Origin of the sequence: Pseudomonas sp. TWP3-1 (assembly GCF_049896625.1) — a bacterium.
Taxonomy (GTDB): Bacteria; Pseudomonadota; Gammaproteobacteria; order Pseudomonadales; family Pseudomonadaceae; genus Aquipseudomonas.
The window spans coordinates 160,161-182,592 of the sequence record NZ_JAFCUQ010000005.1 but is presented as its reverse complement, the minus strand read 5'-3'; the positions used below and the strand labels follow the sequence as shown (position 1 = coordinate 182,592).

Sequence of the window (22,432 nt, the reverse complement as noted above, 5' to 3'; positions counted from 1 at the left end):
TTGCTGTTGAAACTGCTGATTCTCGATCGGGACGGAGTGATCAATTACGACTCCGACGCTTACATCAAGTCGGTAGAGGAGTGGATTCCGCTGCCCGGCTCGATCGAAGCGATTGCGCAGTTGAGCAAGGCCGGCTGGACCGTGGCGGTCGCCACCAACCAGTCGGGCATTGCTCGCGGCTACTACGACCTCGCCACCCTCGACGCCATGCACGCGCGCCTGCGCGAGCTGGTGGTGGAGCAGGGCGGTGAAGTCGGGCTGATCGTTTATTGCCCACATGGGCCGGATGAGGGCTGCGCTTGCCGCAAACCGAAACCCGGCATGTTGAAGACCATTGCGCAGCATTACGACGTGTCGCTGACGAATGTCTGGTTCGTCGGTGACAGCCTTGGTGACCTGGAGGCCGCCAAAGCCGTCGATTCACAACCTGTTTTGGTAAAGACCGGGAAAGGCGTAAAGACTCAGGGCAAAACCCTGCCGGTTGGCACCCTGATTTTTGATGATCTGGCGGCGATTGCCGCAGAACTTATCCACAACTAGAGTGCTTCTGACGTTCCTGACCAGGGATTGATCGGGAGTGCGCTTGAACAGTCGGGCATTGCCCGTAACGGTAAATGTCGTCATGTCGATACTGCGGGCCATCAGAATTTTTCTCTTTTACCTGCTGCTGGGCACCAGCTCTTTGCTGTGGTGCAGCCTGAGTTTTTTTATCGCGCCATTTCTACCATTCAAGGCGCGCTATCGCTTCATCAACGTGTACTGGTGCCGCTGCGCCTTGTGGTTGAGCAAGGTGTTCCTCGGGATCACTTACGAAATCAAAGGTGCGCACAACGTGCCTGACCGGCCCTGCGTGATCCAGTCGAACCACCAGAGCACTTGGGAGACTTTCTTTCTCTCCGCATATTTCTCGCCCTTGAGCCAGGTGCTCAAGCGCGAATTGTTGTTCGTGCCGTTCTTCGGCTGGGCCATGGCCATGCTGCGGCCGATTGCGATTGACCGCGACAACCCGAAAGCCGCGCTCAAAGTCGTGGCGAAAAAAGGCGACGAGCTGCTCAAGGACAATGTTTGGGTGCTGATTTTTCCGGAAGGCACGCGCGTTCCGTTCGGCACTGTCGGCAAGTTCTCGCGCAGTGGTAGCGCGTTGGCGGTGAATGCCGAGCTTCCGGTGCTGCCGATTGCACACAATGCCGGTAAATTCTGGCCGAAAGCCGGGTGGGGCAAGACGCCCGGCGTGATCACCGTGGTCATCGGCGAACCGATGTACGCCGAAGGCACAGGGCCGCGAGCCATTGCCGCATTGAACGACCGGGTGCAGGCCTGGAACGAGCAGACGCAACGGGAAATGGGTTCGCTGCCACCGGCCGCGCAGGCACCGGCGGAAAGCGACCGGATTGCTGTCTGAGATTTTGTGGATAACCTGTGTACGGTTTTGTTGAAAAACCATGAATATGTTATCTAACTCGTTGATCTACATATATATTTCTTAAGCTCATAAAACTCCGAAAAAGGTGCATAAGTTTTTTTCGGGCGCAAAAAAGCCGGCTGATATAGCCGGTTTTTTTATGCCTGTTCATTCAGGGATCAGCGGTAACTCCAAGCGGAATGTCGTGCCTTCGTCGATCACGCTGCGGCATTCGATGCGGCCACCATGGTGATCGATCACGGCTTTGACCATCGACAGCCCCAGCCCTACGCCGTCGGTGCCTTGCGCGGATGAAAAGCGCCGGTATTGGGTGAACAGTTCGGGCAGTTCTTGCGCGGCGATGCCTTTGCCTTGGTCGGTGAGTTCGCAGTGCAGCCAGTTCTCGTGACAACTGATCCGCAGGCAGATTTTCGTGTCGGCCGCGCTGTACTTGATCGCGTTCTCCAACAGATTGAACAGCGCTCGAGTCAGCAGGCCCTGGTCAGCCATGATCAGGCGTTCCTGGGATTGCTCGTCGATTTCATGCAGCAGTTCGATGCGTTTTTGTTGGGCGATTGGCAGTGCTTGATCAAGTACGTCGAGAACCAACATGGCGAACAGGCTCGGCTGGAACTGATAAGCCTCCGATTCGGCGCGGGCCAGCAACACGAAACCATCAGTAAGATCGAGTGCCCGACGCACTTGGCGCTCGATCTGCTCGAATAGCGGCGAATCCCCAACCTCATGACGCTGCACATCAAGCAACGCGAGGATCGCCGAATGCGGTGCACGCAAGTCATGGGAGAGGAAGCGCAGTAGAACTCCGCGTTGTTCCTCGGCGGCGCGCTCGGCACTCAGATCGGTCAGACTCCACAGCCAGCCAATCGGTGTTTCGCCGTCCACCGGCAGCAGCGCGGCGCGTTCCAGACGCAGGCTGCGTTCCTTGTGATCGCGAAACTCCAGCAGCGGCAAGTCGGACAGCGCCGGGCGTGGGTCTGTGGACAACTCCGGATAACCCAGATGCGCCAACTGCTCAAGGACATCATCCCCAGCCAGAACGGCGTCAAACAGATCCCGGGCATTGCGGTTGCCCAGCAGAATCTTGCCTTTGGGGTCGCTGATCAACGTCGCGACCGGCAGGTATTCCAGACCATCAGCAATGAAGCGTCGCGTATCGCGGGTGCGACTCATGGCTTGTTCGAGGGCCATGATCTGTCCCTGCAAGCGGTCGGCGCTGGGAAACTGCGCACGGCGGCGTTCGGGGAAAACTTTCGGTTCACTGTCGAGCCGCGCCAGTTCCCAGCCGAAATAGGTCAGCACCACACTCAGGCGCCGCCAGTTCCAGATCAGGTAGCCGAATAGCATGCCCAATACCGCAGGCGTTGGTGACCACCAGTGTCTGAGTTCCGCCAGAGCGGCGCTGGACGCTAACGTGCAGGCCATGCCGATCAACGTCACCCACAACGCCAGACGTGGCCGCCATAGCAACAGCCCAAGCACGCAAGCCACCAGCGTCACCGACAACAAGGCGCTCAGTCCTGGGGAGGCGTCATGCAGACTGATTTGCGCACGCCACGAAAGCAGCGCAGTCAGCGGCAACAGCACTAGACTTATCCACAGCCACTCGCGCACCAGTTGCCGAAACAAACGCTGCACCTGACTCGGCTCACGGCTTTCATGCCGACGCTGATTATTCATGGCAAACAGGGCAGGGCGGAGTGAATGGATTCATGGGCCACGGGTCTGAGGACGGAGACCCGAAGAATCATAGCGGACGTCGATCAACGGCGGGCCGCTTACTTTCACCGGGGCAAACAGCCCAGCAAGAAGGACACCTCGCGTATGCGCGTTGCAATACTGGACGATGAACCCGCCGAACTGCGCCGGGTCGAGCAGACCCTGCAACAGATGGCCGAAGCCGGGGAGCAGCCATGGTCACTGCACAGCTTCGAACGTGGTGAAGACCTGCTGCGGCAGTTGCGCCGGGAGACCTTCGATCTGTTGATCCTCGATTGGCAATTACCCGATCTGACCGGATTGGCGTTGCTACGTTGGACTCGCGAACACATGGAGGTGCCACCGGCGGCGATCATGCTCACCAGTCGTGACGGGGAGAGCGATATCGTTCAGGCGCTGAATGCCGGGGCTGATGATTACGTCAGCAAACCGTTTCGGCCCAACGAACTGAAGGCGCGGGTGGCGGCAGTGTTGCGCCGGCACAGTCAGAAACGTACAGCATCAGCGGAAATCTTGAGCTTCAACGATTTGGTGTTCGATGACGCAGAGCTGACTGTCACCCGTGATGGCAAACCGATCGTAATGACCGAGCGCGAGTATCGGCTAGCGCATTGTCTGTTCAGCAACCTGGGTCGGCCGTTGTCACGGGATTATCTGTACGAGCGCTTTTGGCCGCATGAAGAAATGTCTACCTCGAGGCCGCTGGATACGCATATCTATCGACTGCGCAACAAGCTGGGGCTGACGGCGGATCGGGGTTGGCAGTTGCTGACGATTTACGGGTATGGGTATCGGTTGGAGAGTGTGGCGGACGCGGACGCGTAAAGATCAAAAAAAGGCCAACGCAATTGCGTTGGCCTTTTTATGGTGCCGACCGGGATCAGAAATCCAGGTTGGAAACCGCCAACGCATTGCTCTCGATAAACTCACGGCGAGGTTCGACCGCATCACCCATCAGGGTGTTGAAGATCTGGTCTGCGCCGATGGCGTCTTCGATGGTGACTTTCAGCATACGGCGCACGCTTGGGTCCATGGTGGTTTCCCACAGCTGATCCGGGTTCATTTCACCCAGACCTTTGTATCGCTGAATGGTGTGACGCTTGGTGCTTTCGGCCATCAACCAGTCGAGGGCTTCCTTGAACTCGGTCACGGCTTTCTTGCGTTCGCCACGCTGGATGTATGCGCCTTCGTCGAGCAGGGTGCTCAGTTGAGCGCCGAGGGTAACGACGGTTTTGTAGTCGTTGCTGCCGAAGAAGTCGCGGTTGAAGGTGACGTAGTTCGACAGGCCGTGGGAGATCAGTTCAACCTCTGGCAACCACACGCCGCGCTCGCGATCTTCACGCAGGCTGGCTTTGTACACCAGACCGGATTTCTCGACGGTACGCAGGCGTGCTTCGTACTGCGCCAGCCAGTCCTGCATCGCGGCGTGGTCGCCGAGCTTTTCCAGGCTCACGGCCGGCAGGTAGATGAAGTGCTCGGTCAGTTCCTGTGGGTACAGGCGCGACAGACGCTTGAGGGTCTTCATCACCATGCGGAAGTCATTCACCAGACGCTCCAGCGCCGGGCCGGAAATGCCCGGTGCTTCTTCGTTCAGGTGCAGGCTCGCGTCTTCCAGGGCCGACTGCGTCATGTACTCTTCCATGGCGTCGTCGTCTTTGATGTATTGCTCTTGCTTGCCTTTCTTGACCTTGTACAGCGGCGGCTGGGCAATGTAGATGTAACCGCGCTCGATCAGCTCCGGCAGCTGACGGAAGAAGAAGGTCAGCAGCAGGGTACGGATGTGCGAACCGTCGACGTCAGCATCGGTCATGATGATGATGTTGTGATAGCGCAGCTTGTCGATGTTGTACTCGTCGCGACCGATGCCGCAGCCCAGCGCAGTGATCAAGGTGCCCACTTCCTGGGAAGAGATCATCTTGTCGAAACGCGCCTTCTCGACGTTGAGGATTTTGCCCTTCAACGGCAGGATGGCTTGGGTCCTGCGGTTACGCCCCTGCTTGGCAGAGCCGCCCGCGGAGTCACCTTCCACGAGGTACAGTTCGGACAGCGCCGGGTCTTTTTCCTGGCAGTCAGCGAGTTTGCCCGGCAGGCCGGCGATGTCCAGCGCGCCTTTGCGGCGGGTCATCTCACGGGCCTTGCGTGCAGCTTCACGGGCACGTGCAGCGTCGATCATCTTGCCGACAACCAGCTTGGCTTCGTTCGGGTTTTCCAGCAGGAAGTCGGAGAAGTACTTGCCCATTTCCTGTTCGACCGCAGTCTTCACTTCGGAAGACACCAGCTTGTCTTTGGTCTGGGAGCTGAACTTCGGATCCGGTACCTTCACCGAAATGATCGCGGTCAGACCTTCACGCGCATCGTCACCGGTGGTGGCGACTTTGTGCTTCTTCGCCAGGCCTTCAGCTTCGATGTAGGTGTTCAGGTTACGCGTCAGTGCCGAACGGAAGCCCACCAAGTGGGTACCGCCGTCGCGCTGCGGGATGTTGTTAGTGAAGCACAACAGGTTCTCGTTGAAGCTGTCGTTCCACTGCAGGGCGATTTCCACGCCGATGCCGTCTTCACGCTGGATGTTGAAGTGGAACACCTGGTTGACCGGAGTCTTGTTGGTGTTCAGGTATTCAACGAACGCACGCAGGCCGCCTTCGTACTTGAACAACTCTTCCTTGCCGCTGCGCTCATCCTTGAGGACGATGCCGACACCGGAGTTGAGGAAGGACAGTTCACGAATGCGCTTGGCCAGGATGTCCCAGCTGAAATGAATATTCTTGAAAGTCGCGTCGGAAGGACGGAAATGGATCTGCGTACCGGTGGTTTCACTCTCGCCAACGATTTTCATCGGCTCTTGCGGAACGCCATGCACGTAAGTCTGTTCCCAGATCTTGCCGCTGCGGCGAACGGTCAGGATCAGCTCTTCGGACAGGGCGTTAACTACGGAAACACCAACACCGTGCAGACCGCCGGATACTTTGTAGGAGTTATCGTCGAACTTACCGCCCGCGTGGAGGACGGTCATGATGACCTCGGCGGCGGAAACGCCTTCCTCTTTATGCACGTCTACCGGGATGCCACGGCCGTTGTCGCGAACGGTGATGGACTCATCCGGGTGGATGATGATGCTGATGTCGTCACAATGGCCGGCGAGGGCTTCGTCGATCGAGTTGTCGACCACCTCGAACACCATATGGTGCAGGCCGCTGCCATCATCGGTGTCGCCAATATACATACCGGGACGTTTGCGTACGGCATCCAGGCCTTTCAGCACTTTAATGCTCGTTGAGTCGTACGTATTTTCTTCGCTCAATGCCTTCACTCCCGATGGTCGTGGGTCTGGGTGATACGGCCCTGTTCCACGTGGAACAGAGCGACTGGCGTTTCCGTCTGCCAGCCTTCCCTCAATAATTCGTGATCTACACAGGTGATGAACACCTGGCAGCGTAAGTCTTCCAGCAAGCGGCACAGCGCGCGTCGGTGGTTCTCGTCCAATTCAGACGGCAAGTCATCCACCAGATAAATACACTGGCCGCGTCGGGCCTGGCTCACCAGATGCCCTTGGGCAATTCGCAATGCGCAGACCACCAACTTCTGCTGACCCCGGGACAAGATGTCCGCGGCATTGTGTGCGCCCAATCTAAGACGCAAATCAGCGCGTTGCGGTCCGGCCTGGGTGTGACCCATTTGCTGGTCCCGTTGCACGGAGCCAGCCAACACAGCACTCAATTCGCGGTCTTTGTCCCAGCCCCGGTAATAGCTGAGCGTCAAACCTTCGAGCTCAACCAGTTCGCTCAAAGTCTGTTCAAAGACTGGTTTCAAGGCTTTGATGTAGGCGCGGCGGTATTCATCGATTTCAGCGCTGGCCTGGCACAGTTCCCTGTCCCAAACCGCTTGCGAAACGGCGTCAAGTGTACCATGCCGCAGCCAGGAGTTTCTCTGGCGCAGGGCCTTCTGCAAGCGCTGCCAGGTCGACATGAACCGTGGTTCCACATGGAACACACCCCAGTCGAGAAACTGCCGGCGAATCTTCGGCGCGCCTTCCAACAGACGGAAGCTGTCCGGGTTGATCAGCTGCAACGGCAAAATTTCCGCCAGCTGCGCGGCACTGCGGGCGTTCTGGCCATCGATGCGGATCTGGAACTCGCCCTGCCGGTCACGCGATATCCCCAAGGCACTGTGGCCACCCTCGGCCAGCTCAACCTGACCGAACACGGTGCAGGCGAGTTGCTCGTACTGGATGACCGGCAACAGACGCGTGCTACGGAACGAACGGGCAAGCCCCAGCAGATGAATGGCTTCCAGAACACTGGTTTTGCCGCTGCCGTTGGCGCCGTAAAGAATGTTGATGCGGGGGGAGGGGGAGAAGGTCACCGGGTGCAAATTGCGCACCGCGGTGACCGAGACGCGACTTAAGGACATCCAGGGTCAGCGCAAGATTACAGACGCATCGGCATGACAACGTAAGCCGAGTCGTCATTGTCGGACTCTTGCACCAGCGCACTGCTGTTGGAGTCAGACAGGATCAGGCGAACCTGCTCAGTGGTCATCACGCCCAGTACGTCGAGCAAGTAGCTCACGTTAAAGCCGATTTCCAGCGAGCCGCCGTTGTATTCAACGCCGACTTCTTCTTCCGCTTCTTCCTGCTCCGGGTTGTTGGCCTGAATCTTCAACTGACCGTTGGCCAGTTGCAGACGAATGCCGCGGTACTTCTCGTTGGACAGAATCGCGGTACGGCTGAACGCTTCACGCAGCGCCTGACGGTCGCCCAGTACCAGCTTGTCGCCGCCCTTCGGCAGAACACGCTCGTAATCCGGAAACTTGCCGTCGACCAGTTTCGAGGTGAAAGTGAATTCACCAGTGGTGGCGCGGATGTGATGCTGACCCAGCACGATGCTGACGATGCCATCCGGCTCGGTGAGCAGACGCGCCAGTTCAAGAATACCTTTGCGCGGCACGATCACCTGATGGCGATCTGGCTGACCGATATCGGCCTTCATCGAGCACATCGCCAGACGGTGACCATCGGTGGCGACTGCGCGGATGATGCCTTCAGATACTTCCAGCAGCATGCCGTTCAGGTAATAGCGCACGTCCTGCTGGGCCATGGCGAAGCTGGTGCGTTCGATCAGACGACGCAGCTTGCTCTGCTCCAGGCTGCAAGTCAGCGAACCCGGGCCTTCTTCCACAGTCGGGAAATCATTGGCCGGCAGGGTCGACAGGGTGAAGCGGCTACGGCCAGCCTTCACCACCAGCTTCTGCTCGTCGACCTTGATGTCGATCAGCGCATCGTTGGGCAGGCTTTTGCAGATGTCCATCAGCTTGCGCGCAGGCACGGTGATGGAACCTGTTTCAGCCGGCTCCTCGAGTTGCACACGGCCGACCAGTTCGACTTCGAGGTCGGTACCGGTCAGCGACAGTTGCTGGCCTTCGACGACCAGCAGCACGTTGGACAGAACCGGCAAGGTCTGTCGGCGCTCGACGACACCTGCGACCAGTTGCAGGGGTTTCAACAGGGCTTCGCGTTGAATGGTGAAATGCATGGTCTAGTCCCTTGCCTTAATAAGCTGCGCTGGTGTTCATCAAGTGGTCAGTGTACGCAGCAGGTTCTTGTAGTCCTCGCGGATGTCCGCGTCGGATTCCTTGAGTTCGTTGATCTTGCGGCAGGCGTGCAACACGGTCGTGTGGTCGCGGCCGCCAAACACGTCGCCGATTTCCGGCAGGCTGTGGTTGGTCAGTTCTTTGGACAACGCCATCGCGACCTGACGCGGACGTGCCACCGAGCGCGAACGGCGCTTGGACAGCAAGTCGGAAATCTTGATCTTGTAGTACTCGGCGACCGTGCGCTGAATGTTATCCACAGAAACCAGTTTGTCCTGCAATGCCAACAAGTCTTTCAGGGATTCGCGAATCAACTCGATGGTGATGTCGCGGCCCATGAAGTGCGAGTGGGCGATCACGCGTTTCAGCGCGCCTTCCAGCTCACGGACGTTGGAGCGAATGCGCTGGGCAATGAAGAACGCGGCGTCATGCGGCAAGTCGACTTTGGCCTGATCGGCCTTTTTCATCAAGATCGCAACGCGGGTTTCCAGCTCCGGCGGCTCGACGGCAACCGTCAGGCCCCAGCCGAAGCGGGATTTCAGACGTTCTTCAAGGCCTTCGATTTCTTTCGGGTAGCGGTCACTGGTCAGAATGACCTGCTGGCCACCTTCAAGCAGGGCGTTGAAGGTGTGGAAAAACTCTTCCTGGGAACGTTCCTTGCGAGCGAAGAACTGAATGTCATCGATCAGCAAAGCGTCCACCGAACGGTAGAAACGCTTGAACTCGTTGATCGCGTTCAGTTGCAGCGCCTTGACCATATCGGCCACGAAACGCTCGGAATGCAGGTACACGACCTTGGCATTCGGATTCTTCTTTAATAGGTGGTTACCCACTGCGTGCATCAAGTGGGTTTTACCCAAACCGACGCCGCCATAAAGGAACAGCGGGTTGTAGCCATGCTTGGGGTTATCCGCCACCTGCCAGGCCGCCGCACGGGCGAGCTGGTTGGATTTACCTTCGACGAAGTTCTCGAAGGTGAACGTGCGGTTCAGGTAACTGGTGTGCTTGAGCGCACCTTCGACCTGCACAGTGCGTTGCTCCGCGCGGATCGGGGCCTGCTGCGAGGCAGCGCCGGCCATCGGGTCGAAGCTGTCGCGTGACGGCTCTTCACTGATTTCAGCGGATTTCTGCGTTGCCCGTTTAGCCGGAGCAGCCGTCTGCACCTGTGCGGGTGCACTGGCCGGAGCGGCGGCGGCCTGCGCCTGGGAGGCAGCCGCGGCGAGCGGTGCGTTCGGCGCGGCACGCGGCGCCGAACTGCGTTTGCTGCCTATTAATAAGGACAGCGCCGGCGCGAGGCCGTTGCCATGCTCGTCCAGTAGTTCGATGACGCGACCGAGGTACTTTTCGTTGACCCAGTCCAGCACAAAACGATTCGGTGCATAGACGCGCAACTCGTCGCCTTCGGCTTCGACCTGTAGTGGACGGATCCAGGTGTTGAATTGTTGGGCAGGCAGCTCTTCGCGCAAAAGCTCCACGCACTGCTGCCAAAGTTCCACTGACACGGATATCCCCTAAGTTGAAAGCCGGTGAGGCAAAAACAAGCGGCCATTGTAGCGGCGAGCCGCCCACTTATCCACATGCAGGTGGTGCGGAGCACATGATTTATCAATGCGTTAACCGCAGAAAAAGCGACCAACGGCATGTGAATAAGCTCTGTGGATAACCGTGTCTAAGCTCACTGGACAACTGGGGGTTGAACTCGGTGGATAACCTGCCTGTGGATAAACACCCATTCCACCCACAGGTTATCCGACAGCGCAGCACAGGCTGAACACGGTTTTCCACTGTAGTTGTCATCCTCTGTACATCACGAGTTAGAAGGCTTTAAGGCAGTTATCCACAGAGGATGGTATGCCTAGCTTTTATAAGCTTTACAGAAAAGCTTTAAATACTTCCCTTCTTTATTTCTATATCTAGCGCACAGGCATTCACCCTGAAATGCCGTGCAGATCTATTTATAAGGAAACGCTGGTTGGAAATTGACCTGAAGGCTTGCTTTCTCTAGAATCCCCGGTCTCTTAAAACGGGGGCCATTCCGGCCCGTTGTGGACGAACCAGGTAACACGACAATGAAACGTACTTTCCAACCAAGCACTATCAAACGCGCTCGTACTCACGGTTTCCGTGCTCGCATGGCTACCAAGAACGGTCGTGCCGTCCTGTCGCGTCGTCGCGCCAAAGGTCGTGCGCGTCTGGCAGTTTGATAATCCGGCAATGGAGGTGAGTCAGGACTTCAGTCGGGAAAAGCGTCTGCTTACCCCCCGGCATTTCAAGGCAGTCTTTGACTCCCCTACCGGCAAGGTTCCGGGGAAAAATCTCCTGCTCCTTGCGCGCAACAACGATCTTGATCACCCCCGTCTCGGGCTGGTTATCGGGAAAAAGAGCGTAAAGCTCTCCGTCGAGCGCAATCGCCTCAAACGTTTGATGCGTGAATCGTTCCGTCTGCACCAGGATTCACTGGTCGGCTGGGACATTGTTATCGTCGCGCGCAAAGGTTTGGGTGACGTAGAAAACCCCGAATTGATTCAGCATTTCGGCAAACTCTGGAAACGTCTGGCTCGTAATGCGCCGGTTCCAGCAGTCAAAGCCGAAACTGTAGGGGTAGACAGTCCAGATGCGTAAACTGGCACTCGTTCCGATCCAGTTTTACCGCTATGCCATTAGTCCTCTGATGGCCAGTCACTGTCGCTTCTACCCCAGTTGTTCCTGCTACGCGTATGAAGCCATAGAAAATCATGGCCTTCTACGCGGTGGCTGGCTGACCTTTCGTCGTTTAGGTCGCTGTCATCCGTGGAATCCCGGTGGTTATGACCCGGTTCCACCTATCCCTACCTCCCGTTCTTCTTCGATGGCCGAGTAATCATGGATATCAAACGCACGATCCTGATCGTCGCCCTGGCAATCGTGGCCTATGTCATGGTCCTTAAATGGAACCAGGATTACGGTCAGGCTGCCTTGCCGACTCAGAATGTTGCTTCCACTACGACCACACCGGGCCTGCCGGAAACTTCCACTGGCAATAATGCTGCCGCCAGTGACGATATTCCGCGTGCCGCCAGCGATACCAGCGCACCAGTAGAAGCACCGGTTGCCGTCAGCAAGGATCTGATCCAGATCAAAACCGACGTGCTCGATCTCGCGATCGATCCACAAGGTGGCGACGTTGCTCAGCTGACTTTGCCGCTGTATCCGCGTCGTCAGGATCGTCCAGACGTTCCGTTCCAGCTGTTCGACAACGGCGGCGAGCGTGTTTACCTGGCTCAAAGCGGTCTGATTGGCACCAACGGTCCGGACGCAAATCCGGCTGGTCGCCCGATCTACTCCTCGGAGAAGAAGACTTATCAACTGGCTGACGGTCAGGACCAATTGGTCGTGGACCTGAAGTTCAGCAAGGACGGCGTCAACTACATCAAGCGTTTCACAGTGAAACGCGGCATGTACGACGTAACCGTTTCCTACCTGATCGACAACCAGAGCGCTCAGCCATGGACAGGTGCGATGTTCGCCCAGTTGAAGCGTGACGCCAGTGCTGATCCTTCGTCGACCACGGCTACCGGCACTGCGACTTACCTGGGCGCTGCCCTGTGGACAAGTTCCGAGCCGTACAAGAAAGTGTCCATGAAGGACATGGATAAAGGTCAGGTCAAAGAAACCGTCACCGGTGGTTGGGTAGCCTGGCTGCAGCACTACTTTGTGACTGCATGGGTGGCTCCGAAGGGCGAAAACAACATCGTCCAGACCCGTAAGGACAGCAAAGGCAACTACATCATCGGCTACACCGGTGCTTCGTTGACCGCTGCTCCGGGTGCGAAAGTTGAAACCAGCGCTGTTCTGTACGCCGGTCCGAAAAGTCAGGCAGTACTGAAAGAGTTGTCCCCAGGTCTGGAGTTGACTGTCGACTACGGCATTCTCTGGTTCATTGCTCAGCCGATCTTCTGGCTGTTGCAACATATCCACAGCATCGTGGGTAACTGGGGCTGGTCGATCATCTTCCTGACCATGCTGATCAAAGGGATTTTCTTCCCTCTGTCGGCCGCCAGCTACAAGTCGATGGCCCGCATGCGCGCCGTGGCTCCAAAACTGGCAGCACTGAAAGAGCAACATGGCGATGACCGGCAGAAAATGTCGCAAGCCATGATGGAGCTGTACAAGAAAGAGAAGATCAATCCACTGGGTGGCTGCTTGCCGATCCTCGTGCAGATGCCGGTCTTCCTTTCCCTGTACTGGGTTCTGCTGGAAAGCGTGGAAATGCGTCAGGCGCCGTTCATGCTGTGGATCACCGACCTGTCGATCAAGGATCCGTTCTTCATCCTGCCGATCATCATGGGCGCGACCATGTTCATCCAGCAGCGTTTGAACCCGACTCCGCCGGATCCGATGCAGGCTAAAGTGATGAAAATGATGCCGATCATCTTCACCTTCTTCTTCCTGTGGTTCCCTGCTGGTCTGGTGCTGTACTGGGTTGTGAACAACTGCCTGTCGATTGCACAACAGTGGTACATCACGCGTAAGGTCGAATTGGCTACGAAAAAAGCCGAGGCGTAACTTACTCTGTGGATAACACCACTCAAAACGCCCCCTAGTGGGGCGTTTTGCTATCTGCCATTTTTGTTTGGATATCGGTTTATGAGCGTACCTCGTGAAACCATCGCCGCCATCGCCACCGCTCAAGGTCGCGGCGGTGTGGGCATCGTCCGTATTTCCGGGCCGTTGGCCAGCGCTGCGGCCAAAGCAATCAGCGGCCGCGAACTGAAACCCCGATACGCTCACTACGGCCCGTTTTTCAGTGACGATCAACAGGTGCTGGATGAAGGTCTCGCGCTGTATTTCCCGGGTCCGAACTCGTTTACCGGTGAAGACGTACTGGAATTGCAGGGCCACGGCGGCCCGATAGTTCTGGATATGTTGCTCAAGCGATGTCTGGAACTCGGTTGCCGTCTTGCCCGTCCGGGCGAATTCAGTGAGCGCGCGTTCCTCAATGACAAACTCGACCTGGCTCAGGCCGAGGCGATTGCCGATCTGATCGAAGCCAGTTCTGCCCAGGCGGCGCGCAACGCGTTGCGTTCGTTGCAGGGCGCATTTTCTCAGCGTGTGCATAACCTCACTGAACAATTGATCGGGTTGCGGATTTACGTCGAAGCCGCAATTGATTTTCCGGAAGAGGAAATCGATTTCCTCGCCGATGGCCATGTGCTGAGCATGCTCGACAAGGTGCGCGACGAACTGGCCACAGTGCTGCGTGAGGCCGGGCAGGGCGCGTTACTGCGTGACGGTATGACCGTGGTAATTGCCGGTCGTCCGAATGCCGGCAAGTCCAGTCTGCTGAATGCCCTCGCGGGTCGCGAAGCCGCAATCGTCACCGAGATTGCCGGCACCACCCGGGATATCTTGCGTGAACATATCCACATCGACGGGATGCCGCTGCACGTTGTGGACACCGCCGGGCTGCGCAATACCGATGATCATGTGGAAAAGATCGGCGTCGAACGTGCCTTGAAAGCTATCGGCGAGGCGGATCGCGTGCTGTTGGTAGTTGATGCAACTGCTCCGGAGGCTGCAGATCCGTTCGCACTCTGGCCGGAATTCCTCGAAACCCGTCCCGATCCGGCGAAAGTCACGCTGATCCGCAACAAGGCCGATCTGACCGGAGAAGCCATCGCTCTGGAAATCAGCGACGATGGCCATGTGACGATTAGTCTGAGCGCCAAGTCGGCCGGAGAAGGACTGGATCTGCTGCGTGATCATCTCAAAGCTTGCATGGGCTACGAGCAGACATCGGAAAGCAGCTTCAGCGCCCGTCGCCGGCACCTGGAAGCCTTGCGCCATGCGAGCGATGCGCTGGAACACGGTCGTGCTCAGCTGACCCTGGCCGGCGCAGGAGAGTTGCTGGCCGAAGATCTCCGTCAGGCCCAGCACTCTCTGGGTGAAATCACCGGCGCATTCAGCTCCGATGATCTGCTCGGACGGATCTTTTCCAGCTTCTGCATCGGTAAGTAAGCGAGCTATCCCCCAAGACGGACCCGTTCGCGGTCCGTCTTTCTCTCTATTCTCTAAATTCCGATCCCGAGTGCGGGGCTGATTCTTCAGCCTGAGCGAATTTCTCTCGCCCAAAATTCCTTGATTCGTCGATTTTCTGTGGATTAAGCCCTGTGAATAACTGCCACTGAGGGCAGTTGATAACAGGGCCTGAAAACTGGATATAACTGCCCCTGTGGATAACCACCCCTTTCATCCACAGGCTTACACCGGTTATCCAAACCCCTCATTGGCACATGACCACAGCTTTCAATATCTCTGTACACAGCGAATTACATGGCCTACATAGATCTATCCACAGAAATCATGCTCAGTAAGAATAAGCATTAAAACAAAGGTTTTATAAATTTCTTTCTTTTTTATTCTTTTACCCGCGGGTTTTCCACAGCTGGTTAATTTTTGTGCAAAGGGTTCTTTAGAAAGGGCGAAGTCCCTATACTTGCCGACCGGGTTCAAAAACCCGAGATCGAACATTCCCGTAAATACCTACTTAAGCAGGCACGAGGTGCGTGGTGGATTTCCCTTCCCGTTTTGAAGTGATCGTCATCGGCGGCGGTCATGCCGGTACCGAGGCAGCACTGGCCTCAGCACGCATGGGCGTAAAAACCCTGTTGCTGACGCATAACGTGGAAACCCTCGGTGCCATGAGTTGCAACCCGGCCATCGGTGGCATTGGCAAAAGCCATCTGGTCAAGGAAATCGACGCCCTCGGCGGTGCGATGGCCATGGCCACCGACAAGGGCGGCATCCAGTTTCGCGTGTTGAACAGCCGCAAAGGCCCGGCCGTGCGTGCTACCCGCGCTCAGGCAGACCGGATTCTTTACAAGGCAGCTGTCCGTGAAACCCTGGAAAACCAGCCGAACCTGTGGATATTTCAGCAAGCCGCTGATGACCTGATCGTCGAGCAGGAACAAGTACGCGGTGTTGTCACGCAAATGGGTCTGCGTTTCCTCGCCGATTCCGTGGTGTTGACCACAGGTACGTTCCTCGGCGGACTTATCCACATCGGTTTGCAGAATTTTTCCGGCGGTCGCGCCGGTGATCCACCGTCGATTGCCCTGGCTCACCGTTTGCGTGAATTGCCGCTGCGTGTGGGTCGCCTGAAAACCGGTACGCCACCGCGCATTGATGGCCGATCTGTGGATTTCTCGGTGATGACCGAGCAGCCAGGTGACACGCCGATCCCGGTGATGTCGTTCATGGGCAACAAGGAACAGCATCCGAAGCAGGTCAGCTGCTGGATTACTCACACCAACGCCCGGACCCACGAAATCATCGCGGCCAACCTCGACCGTTCGCCGATGTATTCCGCTGCCGGCGAGATCGAAGGCATTGGTCCGCGTTATTGCCCGTCGATCGAAGACAAGATCCATCGCTTTGCCGACAAGGAAAGCCATCAGGTCTTTATCGAGCCGGAAGGTCTTACCACTCATGAGCTGTACCCGAACGGGATATCCACAAGCTTGCCGTTCGACGTGCAGTTGCAAATCGTGCAATCGATTCGCGGCATGGAAAACGCGCACATCGTGCGTCCGGGTTATGCCATCGAGTACGACTATTTCGATCCACGCGATTTGAAATACAGCCTGGAAACCAAGGTCATTGGCGGTCTGTTCTTCGCCGGGCAAATCAACGGCACCACCGGTTACGAAGAAGCCGGCGCCCAGGGTTTGCTCGCCGGGACCAACGCTGCGCTGCGTGCACAGGGCAAAGATGCCTGGTGCCCGCGTCGCGATGAGGCGTACATCGGGGTGTTGGTCGACGACCTGATCACCCTCGGTACCCAAGAGCCGTACCGCATGTTCACCTCGCGTGCCGAATACCGTTTGATCCTGCGTGAAGACAATGCCGACCTGCGTTTGACCGAAAAAGGTCGCGAACTGGGTCTGGTCGATGACGCGCGCTGGGCCGCGTTCTGCAAAAAACGCGAAAGTATCGAACTCGAAGAGCAACGCCTGAAGAGCACCTGGGTTCGTCCAGGCACGCCGCAGGGCGATGCGATTGCCGAAAAATTCGGCACGCCGCTGACCCACGAATACAACTTGCTCAATCTCTTGAGCCGTCCGGAAATCGACTACGCTGGTCTGGTCGCAGTGACCGGCGACGGCGCCGAAGATCCACAGGTTGCCGAGCAGGTCGAGATCAAGACCAAGTACGCCGGTTACATCGACCGTCAGCAGGACGAAATCGCCCGTCTGCGCGCCAGTGAAGACACCAAACTGCCTGTGGATATCGATTACACCAACATTTCCGGCCTCTCCAAGGAGATCCAGAGCAAGCTTGGTGCGACGCGTCCCGAGACGCTGGGCCAGGCTTCACGGATCCCGGGTGTAACCCCGGCTGCGATTTCGCTGTTGATGATTCATTTGAAAAAACGCGGCGCGGGCCGTCAGTTGGAGCAAAGCGCTTGAGTTCTAAGGTCACCTCGCAACACGCCGAAGAGTTATCCACAGGAGCCCGCGCGCTCGGTGTCGATCTCAGCGAAACCCAGCACCAGTTGCTGCTGGGTTATCTGGCCCTGTTGATCAAATGGAACCAGGCCTACAACCTGACCGCCGTGCGTGATCCGGACGAAATGGTTTCGCGGCATTTACTCGATAGTCTCAGCGTGATGTCGTTCATCGAAAACGGCCGTTGGCTCGACGTCGGTAGCGGCGGCGGCATGCCGGGCATTCCGTTGGCGATCCTGTATCCGGACTCGCAAGTGACCTGTCTGGACAGCAACGGCAAGAAAACCCGCTTCCTGACTCAGGTCAAACTCGAACTCAAACTGGATAACTTGCAAGTTATCCACAGTCGCGTCGAAGCGTTCCAGCCTGTACAGCCATTCAACGGGATCATTTCCCGGGCATTCAGCAGCATGGAAAACTTCAGCAACTGGACGCGCCACCTCGGCGACGCCGATACGCGCTGGCTGGCAATGAAGGGCGTTCATCCGGCCGATGAGCTGGTAGCATTGCCGGCAGACTTCCACCTCGATAGCGAACACGCCCTGGCCGTACCCGGTTGCCAAGGCCAACGCCATCTGCTGATACTGCGCCGCACGGCATGATTGGGAACAAAAGCAAGAATGGCTAAGGTATTCGCGATAGCGAACCAGAAGGGTGGTGTGGGCAAGACCACCACCTGCATCAACCTCGCAGCATCCCTGGTCGCTACCAAGCGCCGGGTGCTGTTGATCGATCTCGATCCACAGGGCAACGCCACCATGGGTAGCGGTGTGGATAAACATGGCCTGGAAAACTCGGTCTACGACCTGCTGATCGGCGAATGCGATCTGGCGCAGGCCATGCACTACTCCGAGCACGGCGGTTATCAACTGCTGCCGGCCAACCGCGATCTGACGGCGGCGGAAGTGGTGCTGCTGGAAATGCAGATGAAGGAAAGCCGTCTGCGCAGTGCGCTGGCGCCAATCCGTGAAAACTACGATTACATTTTGATCGACTGCCCGCCGTCGCTGTCGATGCTCACATTGAACGCACTGGTTGCCGCTGACGGGGTGATTATCCCCATGCAGTGCGAGTACTTTGCGCTCGAAGGTTTGAGCGACCTTGTGGATAACATCAAGCGTATCGCCGAACTGCTCAACCCGAACCTGAAAGTCGAAGGCCTGCTGCGGACCATGTATGACCCGCGCCTGAGCCTGATGAACGATGTTTCCGCGCAGCTCAAGGAGCACTTCGGCGAGCAGCTGTACGACACGGTGATCCCGCGCAACATACGCCTGGCCGAAGCGCCTAGCTACGGCATGCCGGCGCTGGCGTACGACAAGCAATCGCGCGGCGCACTGGCCTATCTGGCACTGGCAGGCGAGATGGTTCGCCGTCAGCGCAAAAATTCACGCATCGCCGCCGCTCAGCCAACTTAAGGAATCCCCATGGCCGTCAAGAAACGAGGTCTCGGACGAGGACTGGATGCACTGCTGAGCGGTCCGACTGTCAGCTCGCTGGAAGAACAAGCGGCGCAAGCTGACACCCGTGAATTGCAGCACTTGCCGCTGGACCTGCTCCAGCGCGGCAAATACCAGCCGCGCCGGGACATGGACCCGCAGGCGCTGGAAGAACTCGCGCAGTCGATCAAGGCTCAAGGCGTGATGCAGCCGATCGTGGTACGCCCGATTGGTGGCGGCCGCTTCGAAATCATTGCTGGTGAACGGCGCTGGCGCGCCAGCCAGCAAGCCGGACAGGAAACCATTCCGGCCATGGTGCGCGACGTGCCGGATGAAACCGCCATCGCCATCGCGCTGATCGAGAACATTCAGCGCGAAGACCTGAATCCGATCGAAGAAGCGGTTGCCTTGCAGCGTTTGCAGCAGGAATTCCAACTGACTCAGCAACAGGTTGCCGACGCTGTGGGTAAGTCCCGGGTGACTGTGGCTAACCTGTTGCGACTTATTGCGCTGCCGGAAGTCATCAAGACCATGTTGTCTCATGGCGATCTGGAAATGGGGCACGCGCGTGCTTTGCTCGGTCTGCCGGAGAATCAACAGGTTGAAGGTGCGCGACATGTTGTCGCACGCGGTCTGACTGTGCGCCAGACCGAGGCACTGGTTCGTCAGTGGTTGAGTGGCAAACCGGAGCCTGTTGAAGCGGCAAAACCGGATCCGGATATTGCCCGGCTCGAGCAGCGTCTGGCCGAGCGCCTAGGCTCTGCGGTGCAGATTCGCCACGGCAAGAAGGGTAAGGGGCAGTTGGTGATCGGTTACAACTCCCTCGATGAGCTCCAGGGTGTGCTCGCACACATCCGCTGAAACATTTACTCATGTAGCGCGCAGTCGGAAATCACTACCTGACAGTTGAATAGGGGCAGAACCGCCCCTATACTCTGCGCGCATTTTGTCGGCACAAATTATGCCAAGTTATTGAATTCTGGCAGCCGACCATTGGAGAGCAAAAGTGATGGAAACCCGCAAGCCAAACCGCCTGCCGTTCCATCGCATGGCAGTTTTTCCGGTGTTGATGGCTCAATTTGTCGTTTTGCTGATTGCCGCTTTGGCGTTCTGGCAGTGGCATGGAGTCGTTGCCGGATACTCGGGACTTTGCGGAGGCCTGATAGCCTTGCTGCCCAATGTATATTTCGCTCACAAGGCATTTCGGTTTTCCGGCGCCCGAGCAGCCCAGTCCATCGTCCGGTCATTTTATGCCGGCGAGGCAGGCAAACTGATTTTGACGGCAGTGCTGTTTGCACTGGTGTTTGCAGGTGTGAAGCCATTGGCGCCGATCGCAGTATTCGGTGCCTTCGTGCTGACTCAGTCAGTCAGCTGGTTCGCTCCCCTGCTGATGAGAACAAGACTTTCGAGACCTTAGGGCGTTTGAGGCAACCATGGCAGAAACAACCGCTTCGGGCTATATCCAGCACCACTTGCAGAACCTGACTTTCGGTCAGCATCCTACCGGCGGCTGGGGCTTTGCCCACACCGCAGCAGAGGCCAAGGAAATGGGCTTCTGGGCTTTCCACGTCGATACTCTCGGCTGGTCGGTCGCTTTGGGTCTGATCTTCGTTCTGCTTTTCCGCATGGCGGCAAAGAAGGCGACTTCCGGTCAGCCAGGTGCTTTGCAGAACTTCGTTGAAGTTTTGGTCGAATTCGTCGATGGCAGCGTGAAAGACAGCTTCCATGGCCGTAGCCCGGTGATTGCACCGCTGGCACTGACCATCTTCGTCTGGGTGTTCCTGATGAACGCCGTCGACCTGGTACCGGTCGACTGGATTCCTCAGTTGGCCATCCTGATCTCCGGCGATGCACACATCCCGTTCCGCGCCGTGTCGACTACCGACCCGAACGCGACTCTGGGCATGGCGCTGTCGGTGTTCGCACTGATCATTTTCTACAGCATCAAGGTCAAGGGTATCGGCGGCTTCATCGGCGAACTGACCCTGCACCCGTTCGGCAGCAAGAACATCTTCGTTCAAGCCCTGCTGATCCCGGTGAACTTCCTGCTGGAATTCGTGACACTGATCGCTAAACCGATCTCTCTGGCTCTGCGTCTGTTCGGCAACATGTATGCCGGCGAGCTGGTGTTCATTCTGATCGCCGTGATGTTCGGCAGCGGTCTGCTCTGGCTTAGCGGCCTGGGCATTGTTCTGCAGTGGGCGTGGGCTGTGTTCCACATCCTGATCATCACTCTGCAGGCATTCATCTTCATGATGTTGACCATCGTCTACCTGTCGATGGCGCACGAAGAAAACCATTAAGACCAGTCTCGACTAGTCTGATGTCCCTCCCGGTCAAACGGGAGGGGGCTCCTCACGGGGCACCATGAAACGATTTGTTTTACCGCTTTAATCTAAAAAACCTAAACCATACGACGTAAAAGTCGGGAGGAAAGATGGAAACTGTAGTTGGTCTAACCGCTATCGCTGTTGCACTGTTGATCGGCCTGGGCGCACTGGGTACCGCAATTGGTTTCGGCCTGCTGGGCGGCAAGTTCCTGGAAGGCGCAGCGCGTCAGCCGGAAATGGTTCCAATGCTGCAAGTTAAAATGTTCATCGTTGCCGGTCTGCTCGACGCCGTAACCATGATCGGTGTTGGTATCGCGCTGTTCTTCACCTTCGCGAACCCGTTCGTTGGTCAGATCGCTGGCTGATTACTCGGATCTTCCGGGTAATTTGGTGTGATGGACAACGTAACTGCGAGGTGTTGGCGTGAACATTAATGCGACCCTGATTGGCCAGTCCGTTGCGTTCCTGATTTTTGTACTGTTCTGCATGAAGTTCGTATGGCCTCCGGTCATTACCGCTTTGCGCGAACGTCAAAAGAAGATCGCGGATGGTCTGGACGCTGCCAGCCGAGCAGCTCGCGACCTGGAGTTGGCCCAAGAAAAAGCGGGTCAGCACCTGCGTGAAGCGAAAGCTCAGGCAGCTGAAATCATTGAGCAAGCCAAGAAACGCGGTAATCAGATTGTTGAAGAGGCTGTTGAAAAAGCCCGTATCGACGCTGACCGTGTGAAGGTTCAGGCTCAGGCCGAGATCGAACAGGAAATCAACAGTGTCAAAGACGCTCTGCGTGCCCAAGTGGGCTTGCTGGCAGTCGGCGGCGCTGAAAAGATCCTGGGTGCCACAATCGATCAAAACGCGCACGCAGAGCTGGTTAACCAACTGGCTGCTGAAATCTAAGCGAGGGCGATCATGGCAGAACTGACCACGTTGGCCCGACCTTACGCTAAGGCGGCCTTCGAGCACGCTCAGGCCCACCAGCAACTGGCCAATTGGTCAGCCATGCTCGGCCTGGCTGCAGCGGTGTCGCAAGACGACACCATGCAGCGCGTGCTCAAGGCCCCGCGACTGACGAGCGCAGAAAAGGCCGCCACGTTTATTGACGTGTGCGGCGACAAGTTTGATGTGAAGGCACAGAACTTCATCAACGTCGTTGCCGAAAACGACCGTCTCCCGCTTCTGCCGGAGATCGCCGCTCTTTTCGACCTGTACAAGGCCGAACAAGAGAAATCGGTAGACGTTGAAGTGACCAGTGCTTTTGCATTGAACCAAGATCAGCAAGACAAACTCGCCAAGGTTCTCAGTGCACGACTCAACCGGGAAGTGCGCCTGCAAGTCGAGGAAGACAAAGCCCTTATTGGGGGTGTTGTCATCCGCGCCGGCGACCTGGTTATCGATGGCTCGATTCGCGGCAAACTCGCGAAACTTGCCGAAGCATTGAAATCTTGAGTTTGAAGG

22 protein-coding genes are annotated in these 22,432 nt (G+C 57.2%); 17 read left to right on the top strand and 5 right to left on the bottom strand.

Annotation, left to right across the window (positions count from 1 at the left end; genetic code table 11):
* Entirely contained in the window at window positions 1–540 is a 540-nt protein-coding gene (gene gmhB / locus ACP7BN_RS09650) for a D-glycero-beta-D-manno-heptose 1,7-bisphosphate 7-phosphatase (RefSeq protein WP_426203555.1), read from the top strand.
* A gap of 82 nt (window positions 541–622) precedes the next feature.
* A complete protein-coding gene (locus ACP7BN_RS09645; RefSeq protein WP_420650072.1) occupies window positions 623–1,402 on the top strand; it encodes a lysophospholipid acyltransferase family protein in 780 nt (259 codons plus the stop codon).
* 168 nt (window positions 1,403–1,570) lie between these two features.
* Here ACP7BN_RS09645 and ACP7BN_RS09640 read toward each other — a convergent pair whose 3' ends face one another.
* Entirely contained in the window at window positions 1,571–3,100 is a 1,530-nt protein-coding gene (locus ACP7BN_RS09640) for a sensor histidine kinase (RefSeq protein WP_426203554.1), read from the bottom strand.
* Between the two features lie 144 nt (window positions 3,101–3,244).
* Here ACP7BN_RS09640 and ACP7BN_RS09635 point away from each other — a divergent pair, with 144 nt between their 5' ends.
* Window positions 3,245–3,964 carry a response regulator transcription factor gene (locus ACP7BN_RS09635; protein WP_426203552.1) on the top strand — a complete coding sequence of 240 codons (720 nt, stop codon included), beginning with the start codon at window positions 3,245–3,247 and terminating at the stop codon, window positions 3,962–3,964.
* A gap of 55 nt (window positions 3,965–4,019) precedes the next feature.
* Here ACP7BN_RS09635 and gyrB read toward each other — a convergent pair whose 3' ends face one another.
* The 4 genes from gyrB to dnaA are packed head-to-tail and all read right to left on the bottom strand — an operon-like array spanning window position 4,020 to window position 10,227.
* Complete coding sequence (gyrB, locus tag ACP7BN_RS09630; RefSeq protein WP_420650075.1) at window positions 4,020–6,437, bottom strand: DNA topoisomerase (ATP-hydrolyzing) subunit B; 2,418 nt, start codon at window positions 6,435–6,437, stop codon at window positions 4,020–4,022.
* Window positions 6,438–6,442: 5 nt separating this feature from the next.
* Window positions 6,443–7,546, bottom strand: coding sequence for a DNA replication/repair protein RecF (gene recF / locus ACP7BN_RS09625; protein ID WP_157714406.1), 1,104 nt, complete (start codon window positions 7,544–7,546; stop codon window positions 6,443–6,445).
* Between the two features lie 17 nt (window positions 7,547–7,563).
* The gene (gene dnaN / locus ACP7BN_RS09620; protein ID WP_420650076.1) at window positions 7,564–8,667 is read right to left on the bottom strand and encodes a DNA polymerase III subunit beta; all 1,104 of its coding nucleotides are present in this window, start codon (window positions 8,665–8,667) and stop codon (window positions 7,564–7,566) included.
* 39 nt (window positions 8,668–8,706) lie between these two features.
* Entirely contained in the window at window positions 8,707–10,227 is a 1,521-nt protein-coding gene (dnaA, locus tag ACP7BN_RS09615) for a chromosomal replication initiator protein DnaA (protein WP_426203545.1), read from the bottom strand.
* 567 nt (window positions 10,228–10,794) lie between these two features.
* On the opposite strand from dnaA, the gene rpmH reads away from it, so the two are divergent.
* The 14 genes from rpmH (at window position 10,795) to ACP7BN_RS09545 (ending at window position 22,423) form a co-directional block, all read left to right on the top strand.
* Entirely contained in the window at window positions 10,795–10,929 is a 135-nt protein-coding gene (gene rpmH / locus ACP7BN_RS09610; RefSeq protein ID WP_003213577.1) for a 50S ribosomal protein L34, read from the top strand.
* A 16-nt stretch (window positions 10,930–10,945) separates the two neighbouring features.
* Window positions 10,946–11,347, top strand: a complete 402-nt coding sequence (rnpA, locus tag ACP7BN_RS09605; protein ID WP_420650078.1) for a ribonuclease P protein component — start codon at window positions 10,946–10,948, stop codon at window positions 11,345–11,347.
* Window positions 11,340–11,585 carry a membrane protein insertion efficiency factor YidD gene (gene yidD / locus ACP7BN_RS09600; RefSeq protein WP_010465488.1) on the top strand — a complete coding sequence of 82 codons (246 nt, stop codon included), beginning with the start codon at window positions 11,340–11,342 and terminating at the stop codon, window positions 11,583–11,585. The genes rnpA and yidD overlap by 8 nt, the downstream gene beginning before the upstream one ends.
* A gap of 2 nt (window positions 11,586–11,587) precedes the next feature.
* On the top strand, window positions 11,588–13,270 hold the full coding sequence (gene yidC / locus ACP7BN_RS09595) for a membrane protein insertase YidC (RefSeq protein WP_426203543.1): 1,683 nt from the start codon (window positions 11,588–11,590) through the stop codon (window positions 13,268–13,270).
* 81 nt (window positions 13,271–13,351) lie between these two features.
* Window positions 13,352–14,722: a tRNA uridine-5-carboxymethylaminomethyl(34) synthesis GTPase MnmE gene (gene mnmE / locus ACP7BN_RS09590; protein WP_426203540.1), complete on the top strand. Its 1,371-nt coding sequence runs from the start codon at window positions 13,352–13,354 to the stop codon at window positions 14,720–14,722.
* A gap of 551 nt (window positions 14,723–15,273) precedes the next feature.
* Window positions 15,274–17,172: a tRNA uridine-5-carboxymethylaminomethyl(34) synthesis enzyme MnmG gene (gene mnmG, locus ACP7BN_RS09585; protein WP_420650081.1), complete on the top strand. Its 1,899-nt coding sequence runs from the start codon at window positions 15,274–15,276 to the stop codon at window positions 17,170–17,172.
* Window positions 17,169–17,813, top strand: a complete 645-nt coding sequence (gene rsmG / locus ACP7BN_RS09580) for a 16S rRNA (guanine(527)-N(7))-methyltransferase RsmG (RefSeq protein WP_426203538.1) — start codon at window positions 17,169–17,171, stop codon at window positions 17,811–17,813. Before mnmG ends, rsmG begins: the two co-directional genes overlap by 4 nt.
* An 18-nt stretch (window positions 17,814–17,831) precedes the next feature.
* Window positions 17,832–18,629: a ParA family protein gene (locus ACP7BN_RS09575; RefSeq protein WP_003229787.1), complete on the top strand. Its 798-nt coding sequence runs from the start codon at window positions 17,832–17,834 to the stop codon at window positions 18,627–18,629.
* Between the two features lie 9 nt (window positions 18,630–18,638).
* Complete coding sequence (locus ACP7BN_RS09570) at window positions 18,639–19,511, top strand: ParB/RepB/Spo0J family partition protein (protein ID WP_420650083.1); 873 nt, start codon at window positions 18,639–18,641, stop codon at window positions 19,509–19,511.
* Between the two features lie 148 nt (window positions 19,512–19,659).
* Window positions 19,660–20,067: a F0F1 ATP synthase subunit I gene (locus ACP7BN_RS09565; protein WP_420650084.1), complete on the top strand. Its 408-nt coding sequence runs from the start codon at window positions 19,660–19,662 to the stop codon at window positions 20,065–20,067.
* 16 nt (window positions 20,068–20,083) lie between these two features.
* Window positions 20,084–20,953 (top strand): F0F1 ATP synthase subunit A, encoded by an 870-nt coding sequence (atpB, locus tag ACP7BN_RS09560; RefSeq protein WP_420650085.1) that lies wholly within the window; start codon window positions 20,084–20,086, stop codon window positions 20,951–20,953.
* A 134-nt stretch (window positions 20,954–21,087) separates the two neighbouring features.
* Window positions 21,088–21,345, top strand: coding sequence for a F0F1 ATP synthase subunit C (atpE, locus tag ACP7BN_RS09555; RefSeq protein WP_003097235.1), 258 nt, complete (start codon window positions 21,088–21,090; stop codon window positions 21,343–21,345).
* A 58-nt stretch (window positions 21,346–21,403) separates the two neighbouring features.
* A complete protein-coding gene (locus ACP7BN_RS09550) occupies window positions 21,404–21,874 on the top strand; it encodes a F0F1 ATP synthase subunit B (RefSeq protein ID WP_420650086.1) in 471 nt (156 codons plus the stop codon).
* Between the two features lie 12 nt (window positions 21,875–21,886).
* On the top strand, window positions 21,887–22,423 hold the full coding sequence (locus ACP7BN_RS09545; protein ID WP_426203532.1) for a F0F1 ATP synthase subunit delta: 537 nt from the start codon (window positions 21,887–21,889) through the stop codon (window positions 22,421–22,423).
* Window positions 22,424–22,432 lie beyond the last annotated feature (9 nt).

What these genes read in the sequence shown, in the direction of transcription:
- ACP7BN_RS09645 (WP_420650072.1), top strand. Translation starts at nt 623, where the DNA reads ATGTCGATACTGCGGGCCATCAGAATTTTTCTCTTTTACCTGCTGCTG.
- ACP7BN_RS09640 (WP_426203554.1), bottom strand. Translation starts at nt 3,100, where the DNA reads ATGAATAATCAGCGTCGGCATGAAAGCCGTGAGCCGAGTCAGGTGCAG.
- ACP7BN_RS09635 (WP_426203552.1), top strand. Translation starts at nt 3,245, where the DNA reads ATGCGCGTTGCAATACTGGACGATGAACCCGCCGAACTGCGCCGGGTC.
- recF (WP_157714406.1), bottom strand. Translation starts at nt 7,546, where the DNA reads ATGTCCTTAAGTCGCGTCTCGGTCACCGCGGTGCGCAATTTGCACCCG.
- dnaN (WP_420650076.1), bottom strand. Translation starts at nt 8,667, where the DNA reads ATGCATTTCACCATTCAACGCGAAGCCCTGTTGAAACCCCTGCAACTG.
- rpmH (WP_003213577.1), top strand. Translation starts at nt 10,795, where the DNA reads ATGAAACGTACTTTCCAACCAAGCACTATCAAACGCGCTCGTACTCAC.
- yidD (WP_010465488.1), top strand. Translation starts at nt 11,340, where the DNA reads ATGCGTAAACTGGCACTCGTTCCGATCCAGTTTTACCGCTATGCCATT.
- yidC (WP_426203543.1), top strand. Translation starts at nt 11,588, where the DNA reads ATGGATATCAAACGCACGATCCTGATCGTCGCCCTGGCAATCGTGGCC.
- mnmE (WP_426203540.1), top strand. Translation starts at nt 13,352, where the DNA reads ATGAGCGTACCTCGTGAAACCATCGCCGCCATCGCCACCGCTCAAGGT.
- ACP7BN_RS09575 (WP_003229787.1), top strand. Translation starts at nt 17,832, where the DNA reads ATGGCTAAGGTATTCGCGATAGCGAACCAGAAGGGTGGTGTGGGCAAG.
- ACP7BN_RS09570 (WP_420650083.1), top strand. Translation starts at nt 18,639, where the DNA reads ATGGCCGTCAAGAAACGAGGTCTCGGACGAGGACTGGATGCACTGCTG.
- ACP7BN_RS09565 (WP_420650084.1), top strand. Translation starts at nt 19,660, where the DNA reads ATGGAAACCCGCAAGCCAAACCGCCTGCCGTTCCATCGCATGGCAGTT.
- atpB (WP_420650085.1), top strand. Translation starts at nt 20,084, where the DNA reads ATGGCAGAAACAACCGCTTCGGGCTATATCCAGCACCACTTGCAGAAC.
- atpE (WP_003097235.1), top strand. Translation starts at nt 21,088, where the DNA reads ATGGAAACTGTAGTTGGTCTAACCGCTATCGCTGTTGCACTGTTGATC.
- ACP7BN_RS09545 (WP_426203532.1), top strand. Translation starts at nt 21,887, where the DNA reads ATGGCAGAACTGACCACGTTGGCCCGACCTTACGCTAAGGCGGCCTTC.